The sequence below is a fragment of the Rhizobium sp. LARHSG275 genome, from assembly GCF_052871115.1.
Genome location: NZ_JBIXJN010000011.1, coordinates 226,793 through 243,277 on the forward strand (window position 1 = coordinate 226,793; position 16,485 = coordinate 243,277).

Below are 16,485 nucleotides of genomic sequence, written 5' to 3' on the forward strand. Positions count from 1 at the left end.
CTGCCGATGCTGCCTTTGGCGCAAACGCTATTAGTTGGCATCCTCGCCGCACACGCCGACTGTTTTTTGCCGGTCAGATCTTTTCGAAGAGTGGCGAGATGACCATCTCCGGCACCAGCACCAGGCCCTTGTCGGTTATCCGGATTTCCGGGATGACCGAGAGCGGGATGAGATTGAAGCCCATATAGGCGATGGTGCAGCCTGCCTTTTCCCATTCGAGCTTCAAGGCCTTTACCTCGTCGGCGACCTGGTGCACGCGCTTGTCGGACAAAAGCCCGGCGATCGGCAGTGGCACCATGGCCGTCACCTTGCCGTCCATGACGACACAGACGCCACCCTGCCTTTCCGCGATGGCATCGAGCGCCACCTGCATGTCCGCTGCATTGGTGCCGGCGACGATAATGTTGTGGCTGTCGTGGCCGACCGACGATGCGACCGCGCCTTGTCTGAGGCCGAAGCCGTTGAGCAGTCCGTGGGCGACATTGCCGGCAGACTTGCCGTGACGCTCCACCACCGTCACGAAGCAGAGATCGTGCTTGTCGAAATGCGCCTTCCAGTCATTGGCCGGCTCCAGCGTGACGGTGACATGGCCGAGGGTGATGCCAGGCAGCTCCGTCTTGATCGTATGAGCGACGACCGTCTCCGTCGGCAGGTCCGGCGTCAGTTTGAGGTTCTTTGGCAGCTTGACCGTGTGGAAGGCGGCATCCGGATAGCGGTATGGTTTCGACAGGGCTTCGTCGAGGATCGGCGTGATCTTCTTGCCGTCGACGACGAGCTCGCCGCCATACCAGGTGCTGACCGGCGTAAGGTCGTCGCTGAGAAGTACTAGGTCGGCGCGGCGCCCGCCGCCCAGACCGCCGATTTCGCCTTCCATGCCGAACCGCGTTGCGCCGTGCAGCGAACCCATCGCCCAGGCCTGTTCCGGCCTCATGCCGTATTTCACGGCTTCGCGAGTCACCCAGTCCAGGCCGAAGGCGAGCAGATCTTCCGCATCACGGTCGTCGGTGCAGACGGCAACGCGCTTGTGGGAAGCGCCGAGCTCGGTGATCGTCTTGATCGCTTGCGGCAGCGAATGCCAGGGTGTCGTCGGCGGGCCGCCGCGCAGGAAAATCCACACGCCGGCTTCCAGCAGGTCGTCGGCAATGTCGCGGTCTATGGCTTCATGCGTGTCGGTGACGCCGGATGCCGCATAGGCGGCAACGAACTCTCGTCCGTAGACATGGCCCGACACCGGCCTGCCGCGCTCGAGCGCCGCAGCCAGAATCGCATGGCTGCGCTCGTCGCCCATCGCAACGGGGACGAAATCCATCTTCTCACCGAGAGCCACGGCTTCCGGCCATTTGTCGAAGAGGGCGGCGATCTTGTCCGGCGTCAGGTCGCCGCCGGCTGTCTCCAGATCCGGCGTCGTCGCCGGCACGGTGCTCGGCACGGTCAGGAAGATCGACAGGGGCGCCTGCCGTGCATCCTCGAGCATGGCCTCGACGCCGGCGACGTCCATCACGTTGCCGATCTCGTGGCTGTCGCAAAAGATCGTCGTCGTGCCGTTGAGGAGCGCCGCTTCGGCATAGGTGCAGGCCGTCACCATCGAGGATTCGATATGGATATGCGGATCGACCAGACCGGGCGCGATGATGCCGCCCTTGGCGTCGTAGAGTTTAGCGCTTGCGCCCCTGTAGCTGCCGGCCTGCTTGACGGCCGCAATGCGGCCCCCCGAGATCCAGACTTCCCGTCCGTCGAGAAAGCGCTCCGAATAAGTGGACAAGACGCGTGCGCCCTGGATGACCAGGTCTGGATCGCGACGCGCGGAGGCGACATCGGCAAGACGACGGGTCATGGTCGAGAGCGGCTGAACGGAGAAGCGGGTAAGCGTGCTCATGAAAACCTCATTTCCAGGTCGGGGAGAACAGGCAAGAATGTAAGGAACGCCGTCGAGGGAAGGAAGCACCAATAGTTCTTGTCTCTGGCGTAGGCCGACTGAACGGGGCAATAGGCAGGGATGCTCTACCGCTCAGGGCACCCTAACCGACATCGTTCATTCCGACTTCGAGAAATCTTGTCTTGAACGTCATCCGGTTTCCCTCACGGCTTCGTCTAGCCGGAGGAAAAGCACCTGTCGGCAATATCCCGGCCGATCGGGATCGACGACGTGGCCGCTGGCGACGGCGCATTGCAGACGTGCAGCATGCGACCCGTCCTTAGGAACAGGAAGTCATGCTCGAGGCGCCCGTCTCGCATCACGGCCTGGGCTCGGATGCCCGCTTCCATCGGCTGAAGGTCTTCGAGTGTCAGCGATGGGCAGTATTTGCGGCACGCTTCCAGATAGTTTTTCCGCCACAGCGAGTCTCTGAATTCTTTCACGGCGCCCCCTGCATTCTTCCAGAGAAGCCGCCATAGGCCTGGAAACGAGAGACACTCGCTGAGATCCCGGATGTTTATGCTGAATTTCGGATACCCCTCGCGCGCCATTCCTAGAACCGCATTGGGTCCGACGGTAAGGCTGCCGTCGATCATCTTGGTGACATGAATGCCAAGGAATGGAAGCGACGGATCGGGCACCGGATAGATCAGGTGCCTGACCAGCCCATTCCGCGACGGCGGCAGACGGAAATATTCGCCCCTGAAAGGTATGACCTGATGATCGATCTTGAGGCCCGCAAGTTTGGCGATGCGGTCGGACTGCAGGCCGGCGCAGGCGATCAGCTGTCTGGCCCGCCATTGGCGCTCACCCGCTGAAATCTCCACGAGATCAGAGGTTTCGCGGATCGCGGAAACCTGCGTATTCAATTCGATTTCCACGCCCTGAGCGGTCAGATGAGCGCCCATGGCGACGCACACAGCCTTGTAGTCGACGATACCCGTCGCCCGAACGAAAATTGCCGCGACGCCTTCGACCATGGGCTCCCGCTGTTTCAGCCTATTCCGATCAAGCCATTCGATATCGATGCTGTTGATCTTTGCCCGTTCGGCCAGGTCCTTCAGGCGGCGGTGTTCGAGCTCGTTGGTGGCAACCACCAGCTTTCCGCATTGTTCATAGGGTACAGCCTTCTCCCTGCAGAACGCCTTGATGGCATCGGCCCCCTCCCGACAGAGGCGCGCTTTCAAGCTGCCTGGCGCATAGTATATTCCCGCGTGGATGACGCCGCTGTTATGCCCCGTCTGGTGGACGGCCAAGCCAGGCTCCTTTTCAAGGAGAACGACACTTGCGCCGGGACGCTTTTCCAGAACGGCCATGGCGGTAGCAAGGCCAACTATGCCGCCGCCTATGATGCAGACGTCGTGAATCATTGCGACACTCACTCCAATCGATCGAAGTTAACGCCGAACGACGGCTTGCCGCTGAGCGAAAGCTCGACGGTTCGTTGATAGTGCGAGCCGCCGAAATTCGGGCAAATCCGCCTTTCACGAACATGCGGGCGGGCCGCAGCTATGGGACGCGAAATATCTGCCTTGAACCTCGCTCGGGATCTCGTTCGGGGCGAACTGATCTATCACGTCCTACGGTTCGCGTATTGCGTTGTCGAGGCCACGCAGTAGCGGATACAGAAAATAGGAGATCACCGTACGGTTGCCGACCTTGATTTCCGTCGTCACAGTCATGCCGGGAAGCAGCCGGACCGGCACATCTGTGGCATTCAGCCGGGTATCGGCGAGCAGGATCCGCGCCTTGAAGAAGGGAGCGGCCGGCTGGTTGGTGGGGGCCTCCTGCTGGCCCGTGAGGAAGGTGTCCTGGCTGATGGTCCTCACCTCGCCTGTCGCGGTTCCGTATTTCTGGAATGGATAGGCATCGAGCTTGATACGGGCTTCCTTGCCGACAGCGACCCGGCCGATATCGCGCGTGTTGATCGAAACTTCCGCTTCCAGCGGCACGTTGATGGGCACGAGTGTGACCACCGGCTCCGCCTCCCGCACCACCGAACCAACCGAGCGCTGCGCCAGGTCGAGCACGACGGAATCGGCCGGCGCCGTCAGCGCGACCATGTTGCGGCGCAGCGCCATCTTCTTCAGTTCCTCGTCCGCCATGTCACGCTGGCCGCGCAGTTCCACCAGTTGCTCCATCGCCGCCCGGCGGAAATCCTCGATGAAGGCCTGTCGGTCGGCCGTTAGCTTGGAATAGGCGTGCGCGGCCTCGTCGGCCCGGCCGCGAACGGCCGTCAGATCGGACTCGACGTCGAGGCGGGCGTCGCGCGAGCCGAGCAGGGTGATCAGCGAGCCGCTCTGCTTGTTATAAAGCCGCTCGCGCGCTGCCTCGATCTGCGACAGCCCATCACGCCTGTCGTTGAGCACGGCCTCCTGGTTCTTGCTCGCCAGAAGAGCGGCCGACTGGCCGGCTATCTGCTGCTCGAAATTCTGCAGCTGCGCCACGTAGAAGGCCCGTCGCTGGCCGAAGAGCTGCGCCTGCAGCATCTGGTCGGGCGTATCTCCCGCCATCTTCGTGTAGTCGTCGCCAGCAAGCTCGGCCTCGATGCGCCGCACTTGGGCATCGAGCGCGGAGAATTTCGCCTGCTGCTGGTCGACATCGGCCTGGCTGAAAGTAGCGTCGAGGGTCGCGAGCGTCTGGCCGGCATGCACCACTTCACCGGCCTTCACCTCGATCGTGCGGATGATCGAGGTTTCGAGCGGCTGGACGACGATGGTCGGCTGGGTGGTGACGAGCTTGCCGGGCGCGATCACCACCTCGTCGATTGACGAGACCGAGGCCCAGATGATCGCCGCAGCAATCAGCGCCGTCACGCAATAGAGCGTCATGCGCGCAACTCTGGGCGGCGCGCGTTCCTCGAGCTCGACCGCATCGGATTGGAATTCTGCGATGGCCGGCGGCAGCGGCAGGCGGGCGGTCAGTTCCCTTCCCTTGCTGGAGGGCGCCTTGCCTGAGGGCGCCTTGTCTGAAGGGACCGGCAGGTTCTCGCTGGGTTTTCTGGTGTGCGCATTCATGCGACCTGCCTCATCTGCTGGGCCCACAGGTGGCGATAGGTCATGCAGCGCGATACGAGCTGATCGTGCCGGCCGATATCGGCGACCTTGCCACGCTCGATGACGAGAATGGCATCGGCATCGACGAGCGTCGAAAGCCGGTGCGAGACGATGATGACGGTGCGGCCGGCGGCAATGCGGCTCAGATTGTCTCGGATGATCGCCTCACTGTCGGGGTCGAGCGCGCTCGTTGCCTCGTCGAAGATCAACAGCTTCGGATCGGTAATCAGCGCGCGGGCAATGGCAAGCCGCTGTTTCTGGCCGCCTGACAGGTTGGAGGCGTTTTCCTCCAGCATCGTGTCAAAGCCGCGCGGCAGACGCTCGATGAACTCCTCGGCGCCAGCGATGCGGGCGACTTCCATGATCTCCTCGATGCTGGCATCGGGCTTGGCGGCGGCAATATTTTCCCGCACCGAGCCGCGAAACAGGAAGCTATCCTGCAGCACGACGCCGATGCTCGTTCTCAGATGCACGAGGTCGATCTCGCGGCTGTCATAGCCATCCATGCGCACGAGACCTTCCTGGCTCTGATAGAGCCCCTGGATGAGTCTTGTGATCGTCGTCTTGCCCGAGCCGCTCTTGCCAACCACGCCGAAGAGGCAGCCGGCCGGGATGGCGAAGGAGACATTGTCGAGCGCCGGTGCGCTATCCGGGCCGTAGCGGAAGCTGACCCTGTCGAATTCGATGCGGCCTTGCAGATGCGGCCGAACACCTCGCCCGCGGCCCGCCTGCTCCGGCCGCTGGTTCATGATCTCGCCGAGCATGCGCACGGAGAGCGCGACTTCCTGATATTCGTGCACCATGGTGACGATCTGCACCAGCGGTCCCGAGACCCGGCCGGCGAGCATGTTGAAGGCGACCAGCGCGCCGATCGTCATCGCGCCGCTGAAGACATCGAGCGCGCCGAGGCCGATGATCGCGACGCTCATCAGCTTCTCCAGCAGTCCGGTCATCGCCTGGGCGATGGTCGAGATCTTGTCGACCCGGAAACGCACGGAGATCGACTGGGCCGAATAATCGTCCCACACCTTGCGCTGGCGCGGCTCCAGCGCCAGCGATTTGACGGTGCGCATGCCGTGCACGGTTTCCACCAGCAATGCCTGCCGGTCGCCTTCGGCCTGGTAGAGCGCCTGCAACCGGCGCTGAAACGGCCCGACGAGCATCATCACCACGAGCCCGACGAGGGCGGCAAAACCGAGCACGACAAGCGTCAGCTTGACGCTGTAGAGAAGCAGGATCGGTACGAAGACCAGGAGCGAAACGCCGTCCAAAAGTGTGAGAAACAGTCGGCCGGTCAGGAATTCGCGGATGCGCCCGGTCTGCTGCATATGCTTGACGAGAACGCCGGCCGAGGCCTGCTCGAAGAGCGCGATCGGCAGGTTGAGCAGATGGCCGAAGGTGCGGGTCGCGACGCGGATGTCGATCCTGTTCGTCGCATAGAGCAGCAGATAGCGGCGCAGGAAGGTGAAGGTCGCGTCGAAGACGAGCGCGATCGCAATGCCCACTGTCAGAACCGTCAGCGTCGCATAGCTCTGATGCACCAGCACTTTGTCGATGACGAGCTGAAAGAAGATCGGCGTCGTCAGCCCCAGCCCGTAGAGCACGAAGGCGGCGAGCGCGACATCGCGGAAGAAGCTGCGCTGCTTGATGATCTCGGGCACGAACCAGCGGAAGCCGAAGGGCCGGTCCTCATCGGACATGCGATAGTTGCGCTTCAGCAGGATCACCGATCCGAGCCAGGCCTTGGCGAACTGCTCTTCGCTGAGCATCATCACTTCGGCGCGTGATGCCAGCGGGTCGAGAACGCGGATTCTCTCATCCTCTCCGCTCCCGACAGCGCCGGCGATGACCACCCAGTTGCCGTTCGTCAGCTCGGCGAGCACCGGGAATGCCTCGCCAAGTTGGAACAGGGATCGCCAGTCGAGCGTCAGGTGCCTGGCCCTGAGGCCGGCATCCTTGGCCATGCGCAGCAGCTGCCGCAAGGCAACAGGATCGTTGCCGACGGCATAATCGTGCTGCAATCGTTCAGGAGCAAGATCGACGCCGTGATGACGCGCGACCAGTGCAAGACAGTGCAGGTTGGTATGCAGAAAACCACTCATGGCCCACCCGAAACAATACGAGACCGAGGCAATATTTGTTTGTCAGTTGAAGTTCGGCGAGGCGTTCGTAGCGCCCGCCTGCACCGATTGGATATCGGCAGCCGCCGCAGCTGGCATATCGCCCATACGGCGGACCGCACCCGCCTCCACCAACCCGCCAAGCGCCTTCTGCATGAGATCGACCGCGTTGGCGAAGGCATCGACCGGCATGATGATGCGCTGGCGGAAAACCGGCTTCGGATTGTTGTTGGCGTCACGATCAGTGGCCGAGAGCGACATCAGGTCGATACGCACGATCGTTCCCGTGATGGTGATTTCGCCGATGCCATCTGTATAAAGTTCGTTGCTCATTGTTCTCTCCTCCGGTTGATAATCAAAACGTCTTCATCTCAGGGCGTCTTACGTCCATTAGGACGCTCTAACTATTTGAATGTGCGTGCTGCCAGGCCGCAAACGGGTCCCGAAGCCCGGCGGCGGTCTGCGGATCGAAGCCCGTCTCCTCACCGGTCAGGCAGTCGTCGAGCGCAGTGCGGATTGCGTCTTCGTCGAAGTCGGCGCCGATGAAAACGAGTTCCTGGCGGCGGTCGCCCCAGACCTCGTCCCAATGCCGGTTGATGAGTTGGTGGAACTGCGGATAACGCGGCCATTGCGCCTTCGGCACGGAAGCCCACCAGAAGCCCTTGGTGTCGATGCGGCACTGCGTGCCGGCGATCGACAGCAGGCCGATCTCGTCGGGCCTTGTCGCCAGCCAGAAATGGCCCTTTGCGCGGATGAGGCCCGGCCATTTCCTATCGAGAAAATCCCGCAGCCTGGAGGGATCGAACGGCCGGCGGCTGCGATAGACGAAGCTCGAAATGCCGTATTCCTCCGTCTCCGGCACGTGGTCGCCCCAACCGAAGAGTTCCTTGTGCCACAGCGGATGGCGGGCAGCTCTCGCTTCGCTGAAGAGGCCGGTATTCAGGATCGTGTCGAGCTGCAGCCTGCCGAAGCCGGTCTCGATGACCCGGGCATCGGGGTTGAGTGCGGCGACGATACGGCGAACCTCGGCAAGCCCTGCAGGCGGCACATCCTGCGCCTTGTTGATGACCACGACATCGGCAAATTCGATCTGCTCGACGAGCAGTTCCACCAGCTTGCGCTCGTCGTCTCCGTCCCGGCTCTCGCCGCGATCCCTCAGGAATTCCGCGCTTGCATAATCGGCCAGAAGATTGACCGCATCAACGACGGAAACCATCGTGTCGAGCCGCGCGACGTCGCAGAGGGCTGCCCCGCCCTCGTCGCGGAAGGAGAAGGTCGCTGCGACCGGCAGCGGCTCGGCGATGCCGGTGCCCTCGATCAGCAGATAGTCGAAACGGCCGGCGGCGGCGAGGCGGCGCACTTCGCTCAGGAGGTCGTCGCGCAATGTGCAGCAGATGCAGCCATTGGTGAGCTCCACCAGTGTCTCGTCCGTCCGCGACAGGTTCGCTCCCCCGTCGCGCACGAGATCGGCATCGATATTCACCTCGCTCATGTCGTTGACGATGACGGCGACCCGACGCCCCTCGCGGTTGCGCAGGACATGGTTGAGGATCGTCGTCTTGCCGGCGCCGAGAAAACCGGCAAGGACCGTCACCGGAAGTCTGTTGTCTGCACTCGTCATCGGTACTCCCCGCTCGCTTCCTTTACGCCGCGAGCTGCGGCCTGAATGCTACGTCCACATAGTAGTTTGTGCTGTTATAGCTGGCACTCGGGAACAACCCGCTCGACCCATAGGCATAGACGCCGTTGGTGCCGCCGAGTGCCCTCAAGTCGCCGCTCGTCACATCGGTGCTGAAGTAATTGCCGGTCGCCGAATAATTGCCGTTGGTGCTGTAGGAAACGACATAGGTCGTATCCGCGGCGACCGCGACCTGCTGAGTGAGCGTCGCGGTCTGCCAGCCGCTTGCCGTTTCGTTGCTGAAGCTGACGCTGCCGAGCAATGTGCCCGAGGCGGTCCAGAGATAGCCGTTGTGCGGGCCAGTATTGTCTGCCCCCTTGTAGAAGCGGATGCCGGTGACCCAGCCTGCCGTGTCCGCCTGGAATTTCATGCCGAGATTGACCGGCTGGTTGTCGTTGACGGAAACGATTGAAGGTGTCGCATCGGCGGCAAAGAGGTTCTGCTCCGGCCCTGCCGTCTGGCCGCCGTTGATGGTGAGCGCAACCTGCGCCGACGCCGTGCCGCCCTTGCCGTCTGCAATTGCGTAGCTGAAGCTCGCCGGTCCCGAATAGCCTGCCGTCGGCGTGAAGGTCACCGTCTGGGTCTGGGCGTTGTAGGCGACCGAGCCGTTGACCGCACCGCTGACGCCGGTGATCGACAAGGGATCGCCATCGGCATCGGTGTCGTTGGCCAGGAGCACTGAGGCCTGGATGGTGATCGGCGTGCCGGTATTGGTCGACAAGCCGCTGTCATTGACGGCGACCGGAACCGCATTCTGCGCGCCGCCCTGCTGATAGAGCACGTCGACCCAGTAATTGCTCGCATTGTAGGAAGCGGTCGGGAACAGGCTGCCCGAGCCATAGGCATAAAGGCCGTTGCCGCCGCTCGCAGCACTCGACGGTGCCGTCAGCGCGCCGTTCGTATGGTCCATCGTGAAGTAGTTCGCCGTTGCGGAATAGAAGCCGTTCGAATGGTAGCTCGCCACATAGGTGGCGCCGGCCGTAACATTGATAGGCTGGGTGAAGGAAACCGTCTGCCAGCCGCTCGTCGTCTCGTTGATGAAGGTCGCCTGGGCCAGAACCTGGCCGCTCGCCGTCCAGAGCGAGCCGACATGCGTGCCGGTATCCTGGGCGCTCCTGTAATAGGTGAGCCCGGTGATCTGGCCGCTGGCGGAAGCGATGAACTTGACGCCGAGTTCGACCGAGTTGGCATCATTGGCGGCGGTAACGCCCGAGGTGTCGGCGCCGGTGAACAGGCTCGACGTCGTGCCTCCGTCGGGCGGCGTGCCGACAGTGAGGCTGACCGTGGTCGAGGCGATTCCGCCATACCCATCCGAGATCGAATAGGAGAAGCTTGCCGCACCCGTATAACCCGCCGTCGGTGTGAAAATGACAGACTTGGTCTGGCTGTCGAAGGTCACCGTTCCGTTAACCGCACTATTGACACCGGTGATGCTGAGCGGGTCGCCATCGGCATCGGTGTCGTTTGCAAGCAGGCTGGCTGCGGCAATCGACAACGCCGTGTTGGAATAAGTCGTGTAGCCGTTGTCATTGGCAGCGACCGGCACCGCATTACTTGTCTGGTTGTAGACGACATCCACCCAGTAGTTCGACGACTGGTAGCTGGAGGTTGGGAAATCCGTGCCATTGCCGAAGACGCCGTTACTGCCGGCGAGCGCCGTCAGCGCGCCGTTGGTGTGGGCTGATGTGAAATAGTTTGCTGTCGCCACATAGCTGCCGGTCGTGTGGTAGGAGGCGACATAGGTCGTGCCGGCCAGAATATGCACCGAGTTCAAGAATGTCGCGGTCTGCCAGCCGCTCACCGATCCGCTGCCGGCGAAAGTGACGGTTGCAACCAGCGTGCCGTCGGCCGTCCACAGCGAGCCGGTATGCGAGCCGGTATCGCCGGACGCCTGGTAGAAGCGGATGCCGGTCACCATGCCGCTGGACGAAGCGACGAACCTCATCCCGAGTTCCAGCGACTGACCTTCGTTGAAGCTTGCGCCCGTCGGCCCTTCGCTTGATGTAAACAGCGTTTCCCCGGCAGGGCCCTGGTTTACGGTGAGGCTGACGTTGCCCTGATCCGTGCCGCCGCGCCCGTCCGACAGCGTATAGGTGAAGCTTGCCGACCCCGAATAATTGTTGGTCGGCGTGAAGATGACGGTGCGGTTCTGCTTGTTGAGCGTCACCGTGCCGTTGACGGCGTTGCCGACGGCCGAAATCGTCATCGCATCGCCATTGGGATCCGTATCGTTTCCGATGAGCGAGGCGATCGAGATGACGACGCTGTCGTTGCGGGTGATGGTCAGCCCCGTATCGTCGGTCGCAACCGGCGCGCTGTTAGGCCCCGCATCGAAGACCACGTCGACCCAGTAGTTGGTGCCGGTGCCGAGGCTCTGGCCGGGGAATGTGCCGGCATTGGAGCCATAGGCATAGACGCCGCCACCATCGACGGCCTTCAGCGCGCCGCTGGCATAGGTGTTGCCGAAATAATTATTGGTGGCGGAATAGAAACCGTTGGTGTGATAGGAGGCCACATAGGTTGTGCCGGCGGCAATCTGGATCGGCGAGGAGAACATCACCGTCTGCCAGCCGGAGAGCGACTCGCCGACCGACACGCCGGTCGCCAGCAGCGTTCCATTGGCGCTCCAGAGGCTGACGACATGGTCGCCGATATTGTAGAAGCCCTTGTAGAAGCGGATGCCCTCCACCGAACCTGCCGTCGTCGCCTGGAAGCGCAGGCCGAGCTCGACCGGATCGCGATCGATCGCCGTTTCGACCGCAGGCTTTTCCGCGAGCGTCCACAGACCCTGTGTGCCCGGCAGGGTAACCGTGACCTGCTTGCCCGCCGATGGCGCCTCCATGTTGACGCTGTCGTCGACGGCGCGCGACAAGACCGTATAGGTGCCGCTCGCCTGGACGACCCAGTTATAGCTCCAGCTCTCGCGGCCTGACGCCTTAAACCAGTGCTGGCCGCCATCGGTCGAGACTTCCACGCCGGCAATGATGCCGCCGCCGAAATCCTGCGCCGTGCCGGTGATCGTCACATGCTGTCCTTCGAGAAAGCTTGCACCGATGATCGGCGACGTGACCGACGAGGTGGGCTTCAGCGTGTCGGTCGATTGTGTTGCAAGGATCATGCTCGCATCCAGCGTCGTCGGCTGAATGCCCATGTCCACAAACATGTTGACCATCGCCTGCTGTACGTTGCGATCGGTTGACGTGGCCGGGCCCTGGTGGTTGTCACTCAGCCCCCAGGACCAGAAGACAGTGCCAGCGCCGAAGACCAGCGCGCCGCTTGCCGCCCGGTACATGGTCAGGCTATGGGTCGCCACTGCATCGCCGACCGTCGCGCCGTAGTCGCGCAGATACGTGCTCACCGAGACCGAGGAGAGCGACAGGTCGATCAGTCCAGCCGGACGGAATCCGTTCTCGACATCGGCATCCCATTCGTAGCCGAGCAGGTTCTGCACCAGGCTGTAGGTCTCGCCCTCCTGCAGCTCCGAAACGTCGGTATTGCGCCAGAAGCGCAGGTTCGAATAGTCGTAGGGGATGGAGATCGTATCCTGACGGTAGCCGTCCACCTGGAACATCGTGCCCGTCAGCGCATTCTCCGGCTGCTGCCCCGGATCGGCATAACGCGGATCGCGCCAGGTGCCGGTGCCGACATTGCTCGGATCCGTGCTCGTGCCCCAGGTTTCCTTGTAGCAGACCATGGTCCGGTAGGCCTGGCCGCTGCCGTCGATGCTGCTTTCCCAGCGAACCTTCCAGTAGCATTCGTTGCCGCTCCAGAAGGCGAGATTGACGCCGGCATCGCGCGCCGCCTCGACATTGGCGCGCTGTTCGGCAGACCAGTATTCGTCATGCCCGACGGAGAGATAGGCATCGTGGTTGAGCAGCAGCGCGCCGTTGCGCGTCGCATCGACGCCGGAAATATAGGAAATGTCGTAGCCGTTCTTCTCCAGCCACGAGATGGCGGAGGATTCGACGCCGAAGATGTAATCGTGCGAACCACCGATCGGGCTCGTATTGGTGATGATCGGCCTGTTATAGCTGACCGCCGAAGCCCGGCCGATGGCCTGCAGGCCGCAGCTGCAGTTCGGCGGCAGGTAGCCGATCATGTCTGCGGGATCGACGGGCACTTGGCCATAATAGAGGCTGGCGCCGCCCCAGGCATTATAGGCCTGCCATGTCGTGTCGGACGTCTGGAAGACGATATTGCTGGTGGAGGCGTCGTCGCGCACGACGAAAGGAATGATGCTGGCGTCTTCGACACCGTCCTCGCGGACCAGCTTGGCGAAATAGACGCCGGAGACCGCGTCCGTCGGAATCTGCCAGCTCGCCGAGACCGACCAGTTGCCGCAGTCGATGAGGCCGAGCGACATGTCGACGATCGGATGCGGCTGGATCTGCGCCGTGGTCAGCGATTGTTCGATGGAGCCGACCTTGCGCGCGCCGTTCCCGCCATAATAGCCCATGCGGTAGATATCGATGCGGTAATGGGTGGAATCGGTGGCGATCTTGAAATCGACGGTCTGGCCGATATTCGTGCTGATTTCGGTAGCGAAGCCCTGGATGGTGCCGCCGCCGTCGCCCTGCAGACCCCACTCGCTGATCGGGTTGCCCTGCTTCAGGTTTTCGAGCGCGATCTTGTTGGGCGTCGCCGCAGCCGTAACCGCCGTCACCGGTGCCGCCAGCGCTGTCGGGGCCGCAGCCGTCTCAGCCGAACCGTCCTGGCTCGGCTCCACCGAGATGGATGATATCGATGCCTGAAGGCGCAACGAAGCCGCATCGAGACTGCTGGAAGAGCTGGCCGCCGCCGCCGTCTTGGCGCTGCCGGTATCGGCGTCGCTGGTAACACCCGTAAGCGTGGGAGCGGCAGGGAGTGCCGCAGCCTCCTCGAACGGATCCGGACCAAGCACTGTGCGTTGCGATGTCGATGAAGGTGTCTGCAAAACCGTCGCAGCCGACGCCGTCTTCGTGGACGTGTCCTGCGCGCCGCCATCGGCCGCAGGCGCCGGCATCGCGGTTGACGATGCAGGGGACGATTGCATGTCGCCTGATGATATCAAGGAAGATGTGACCGGGCCGGTGAAGGAGGATTGGACGGTTGCGCTGCTCTGATTGGCAAAGCTTGGGGAACCATCGGTACTCGTCGAAGATGCGACCGTGTCGGATCCAAGGACTGCGCTCCAGGCAGAGGATACTCGACAGATACTCAACGCTCCACCAAATGTACTCAGGTACTCACGATTACTGACATGAATTCTCCGCATCAGCGGCGCCCCCTTCCCATCGACCGGCCCTCGACCGCACTAGCAAGAGGTTCATTCTGGCACCTTTGCTACGCGAACGTACGTCAGCAATCCGGGGTATATGGGTGGTACCCTCATACGCCGATATGATGATCCTCACCGCATATCCGACCGACAAGTCGCCAACGCCGGCTGCGGCTATTGCCAGCGCATAACCCCGAAAATCGGGATCGATTTTCGGAAAGGATTATGCGCCCATTCAAAGTGTTAGAGCGTCCTTGGCGCGTCTGAAAGACGCGCGGCGCTCTAAGTGGCTGACACTGGTTGAAAGGAATTCTGGGCCGGTCCAGCTGGTCGAGCCGGTTAACGCGAGGGTTGTCCTGCGCCGCCCCGTGTTACCACGCCGGAAACGGATCTTCGAGGGTGGCCCAGTCGCGCGGATCGGCGCTGGCGAGGCATCCGTCCAGTGCGGTCCGCACACCTGTCTCGTCCATGCCCACGCCGATAAAGACCAATTCCTGCCGACGGTCGCCCCAAGCGCTGTCCCACCGGCTCTCGAGCTGCTGACGAAACTGCTGATGGCTCGGCCAGTCTTGTCGAGGAACGGCCGCCCACCAAAGCCCGATGGGCTCACAGCGTCGTTGTACCCCGGCTGCCGACATCAGACCCACGTGACGCGGGCGCGTGGCAAGCCAGAAATGGCCTTTGGCGCGGATTACCCCCGGCCAGGGCTCGTCCAGGAATGCTCGAAACCGGATGGGGTCGAAGGGACGCCTCGTGCGATAGACAAAGCTCGAGACCCCGTATTCCTCCGTTTCCGGAACATGCTCATCCGGGCTGTACAGTTCTTTGTGCCACAGCGGGTGCGCGGCGGCCTTTGCTTCATCGAAGAGGCCTGTATTGAGGATGGTTGACAGAGAAACCTTGCCGAAATCCGTCTCCACTTGGCGCGCATCCGGGTTGAGCGCGGCAACTATCTTGCGGACATCAGCGCGGATCTCTTCGGCCGCGTCCGAGATCTTGTTGATCACGACAACATCGGCAAACTCGATCTGATCCACCAGCAGGTCGATGAGTGTGCGCCGGTCCTCACCGTCGCGCTGCAGGCCGCGGTCGGCAAGCAGATCGGCACTGCTGTAGTCGGCCAACAGGTTTGCAGCGTCGACCACGGTGACCATCGTGTCGAGTTTCGCAAAATCAGAGAGCGAAACACCATTCTCGTCGCGGAAGGAAAAGGTTGCCGCGATCGGGCATGGCTCGGCAATGCCGGTGCCCTCGATCAACAGATAATCGTATCGCCCCTCTTCAGCCAGTCGCCGCACTTCCGCCAGGAGGTCGTTGCGCAGGGTACAGCATATGCAGCCATTGCTGAGCTCAATCAATGTCTCCGTCGTGTGCGACAGGTTGCAGCCGCCGTCTCGAATGAGACTGGCGTCTATGTTCACTTCGCTCATATCGTTGACAATGACGGCGACCCGCAGGCCCTGACGGTTATTCAGGATGTGGCTGAGGAGCGTCGTCTTGCCAGCGCCGAGGAAGCCAGCCAGCACGGTTACCGGCAGCCGCTCGATCCCGTTCATCGGCATTCCTTGAATGCGGGCGGTCGAAGCGCCCTTCGCCGCGACCAGCATTTGCGTGGTATGAGCCTCATTCGAACCGATCCCTAACCTTATACTTTGCGTCACGCGACGAGCTGCGGCCGGAAGACGACGTCGGCGTAGTAATTGGTTGAATTGAAGCTGTTGGTCGGGAAAAGACCTGTGGTAGCGGAGCCGCCATAGGCAAAGACGCCGTTGCCGGTGGCTGGTGCCGTCAGCGGACCGTTGGTGACAGCAGCTGTAAAGAAATTGCTGGTCGCCACATAGGCTCCGGTCGTGTGATAGGAGGCGACATAGGTGGTATTGGCGGCGATTGTGACCGGAGTTGCGAAGTTTACCGTCTGCCAGCCGCTCGCGGTGGTGGTGGTGAAGGTGGCGGTGCCGAGCTTGGTGCCCGTCGCGGTCCAAAGGTCGACGACGTCCTGGCCGTTGTCGTTGGCGCTGCGATAGAACTTGATTCCCGTGACATCCCCGGCAACGTTCGACGTGAACTTGACGCCAAGCTCGAGCTGCTGACCGTCATTGAGGTTCGTCTGGGCCGGCGTGCTGGAGGCGGAGAACAGGCTATAGGTCGTCGGCGCCGTCGACACGGCGATGTTGAAGGTCTCGTTGGCGGCAAGGCCGCCGAGATCGGTCGCCGTCACCTTGACGCCGTAGGTTCCTGATGTCGTCGGCGTGCCGGAGAATGTGCGTGTCGAGGCGTTGAAGCTCAGCCAGGAAGGCAGCGCCGTGCCATCGGCAGCGGTTGCCGAATAGGCCAGCGTCTCGCCGCTGTCGACATCGGTAAAGGTCGTCGTCGGCAGCACGAAGGAGAAGGCGGAGCCGGTGGTGGCGTTCTGGGTCGTCGTCTGGACGGCGAGCACCGGCGCATCGTTGGCGCCGTGG

10 protein-coding genes are annotated in these 16,485 nt (G+C 62.3%); 1 reads left to right on the plus strand and 9 read right to left on the minus strand.

What is annotated here, in order from left to right:
• Positions 1–73: 73 nt before the first annotated feature.
• The 7 genes from ACIPSK_RS17205 to ACIPSK_RS17235 form a co-directional block, all read right to left on the minus strand.
• Complete coding sequence (locus ACIPSK_RS17205) at positions 74–1,876, minus strand: adenine deaminase (RefSeq protein WP_162116745.1); 1,803 nt, start codon at positions 1,874–1,876, stop codon at positions 74–76.
• Between the two features lie 215 nt (positions 1,877–2,091).
• Positions 2,092–3,285 (minus strand): L-2-hydroxyglutarate oxidase, encoded by a 1,194-nt coding sequence (gene lhgO / locus ACIPSK_RS17210; protein WP_168724754.1) that lies wholly within the window; start codon positions 3,283–3,285, stop codon positions 2,092–2,094.
• Between the two features lie 210 nt (positions 3,286–3,495).
• Entirely contained in the window at positions 3,496–4,932 is a 1,437-nt protein-coding gene (locus tag ACIPSK_RS17215) for an HlyD family type I secretion periplasmic adaptor subunit (protein WP_162116747.1), read from the minus strand.
• The gene (locus ACIPSK_RS17220; RefSeq protein ID WP_064246387.1) at positions 4,929–7,073 is read right to left on the minus strand and encodes a peptidase domain-containing ABC transporter; all 2,145 of its coding nucleotides are present in this window, start codon (positions 7,071–7,073) and stop codon (positions 4,929–4,931) included. The genes ACIPSK_RS17215 and ACIPSK_RS17220 overlap by 4 nt, the downstream gene beginning before the upstream one ends.
• 42 nt (positions 7,074–7,115) lie before the next feature.
• A complete protein-coding gene (locus ACIPSK_RS17225; RefSeq protein ID WP_162116748.1) occupies positions 7,116–7,424 on the minus strand; it encodes a hypothetical protein in 309 nt (102 codons plus the stop codon).
• 67 nt (positions 7,425–7,491) lie between these two features.
• Positions 7,492–8,712: a GTP-binding protein gene (locus ACIPSK_RS17230; RefSeq protein ID WP_162116749.1), complete on the minus strand. Its 1,221-nt coding sequence runs from the start codon at positions 8,710–8,712 to the stop codon at positions 7,492–7,494.
• A 22-nt stretch (positions 8,713–8,734) separates the two neighbouring features.
• Positions 8,735–13,669, minus strand: a complete 4,935-nt coding sequence (locus tag ACIPSK_RS17235) for a DUF4082 domain-containing protein (protein ID WP_446532951.1) — start codon at positions 13,667–13,669, stop codon at positions 8,735–8,737.
• Between the two features lies 1 nt (position 13,670).
• Between ACIPSK_RS17235 and ACIPSK_RS17240 the strand changes: the two genes are divergently transcribed.
• Positions 13,671–13,871 (plus strand): hypothetical protein, encoded by a 201-nt coding sequence (locus ACIPSK_RS17240; protein ID WP_312857983.1) that lies wholly within the window; start codon positions 13,671–13,673, stop codon positions 13,869–13,871.
• 526 nt (positions 13,872–14,397) lie between these two features.
• Here the strand turns inward: ACIPSK_RS17240 and ACIPSK_RS17245 are convergent.
• Entirely contained in the window at positions 14,398–15,582 is a 1,185-nt protein-coding gene (locus ACIPSK_RS17245; protein WP_162116751.1) for a GTP-binding protein, read from the minus strand.
• Between the two features lie 101 nt (positions 15,583–15,683).
• Positions 15,684–16,485 (minus strand): DUF4082 domain-containing protein (locus ACIPSK_RS17250; protein ID WP_170278471.1); only part of this gene is annotated, 802 nt, incomplete at its 5' end.

What these genes read in the sequence shown, in the direction of transcription:
- ACIPSK_RS17205 (WP_162116745.1), bottom strand. Translation starts at nt 1,876, where the DNA reads ATGAGCACGCTTACCCGCTTCTCCGTTCAGCCGCTCTCGACCATGACC.
- lhgO (WP_168724754.1), bottom strand. Translation starts at nt 3,285, where the DNA reads ATGATTCACGACGTCTGCATCATAGGCGGCGGCATAGTTGGCCTTGCT.
- ACIPSK_RS17215 (WP_162116747.1), bottom strand. Translation starts at nt 4,932, where the DNA reads ATGAATGCGCACACCAGAAAACCCAGCGAGAACCTGCCGGTCCCTTCA.
- ACIPSK_RS17220 (WP_064246387.1), bottom strand. Translation starts at nt 7,073, where the DNA reads ATGAGTGGTTTTCTGCATACCAACCTGCACTGTCTTGCACTGGTCGCG.
- ACIPSK_RS17225 (WP_162116748.1), bottom strand. Translation starts at nt 7,424, where the DNA reads ATGAGCAACGAACTTTATACAGATGGCATCGGCGAAATCACCATCACG.
- ACIPSK_RS17230 (WP_162116749.1), bottom strand. Translation starts at nt 8,712, where the DNA reads ATGACGAGTGCAGACAACAGACTTCCGGTGACGGTCCTTGCCGGTTTT.
- ACIPSK_RS17245 (WP_162116751.1), bottom strand. Translation starts at nt 15,582, where the DNA reads ATGAACGGGATCGAGCGGCTGCCGGTAACCGTGCTGGCTGGCTTCCTC.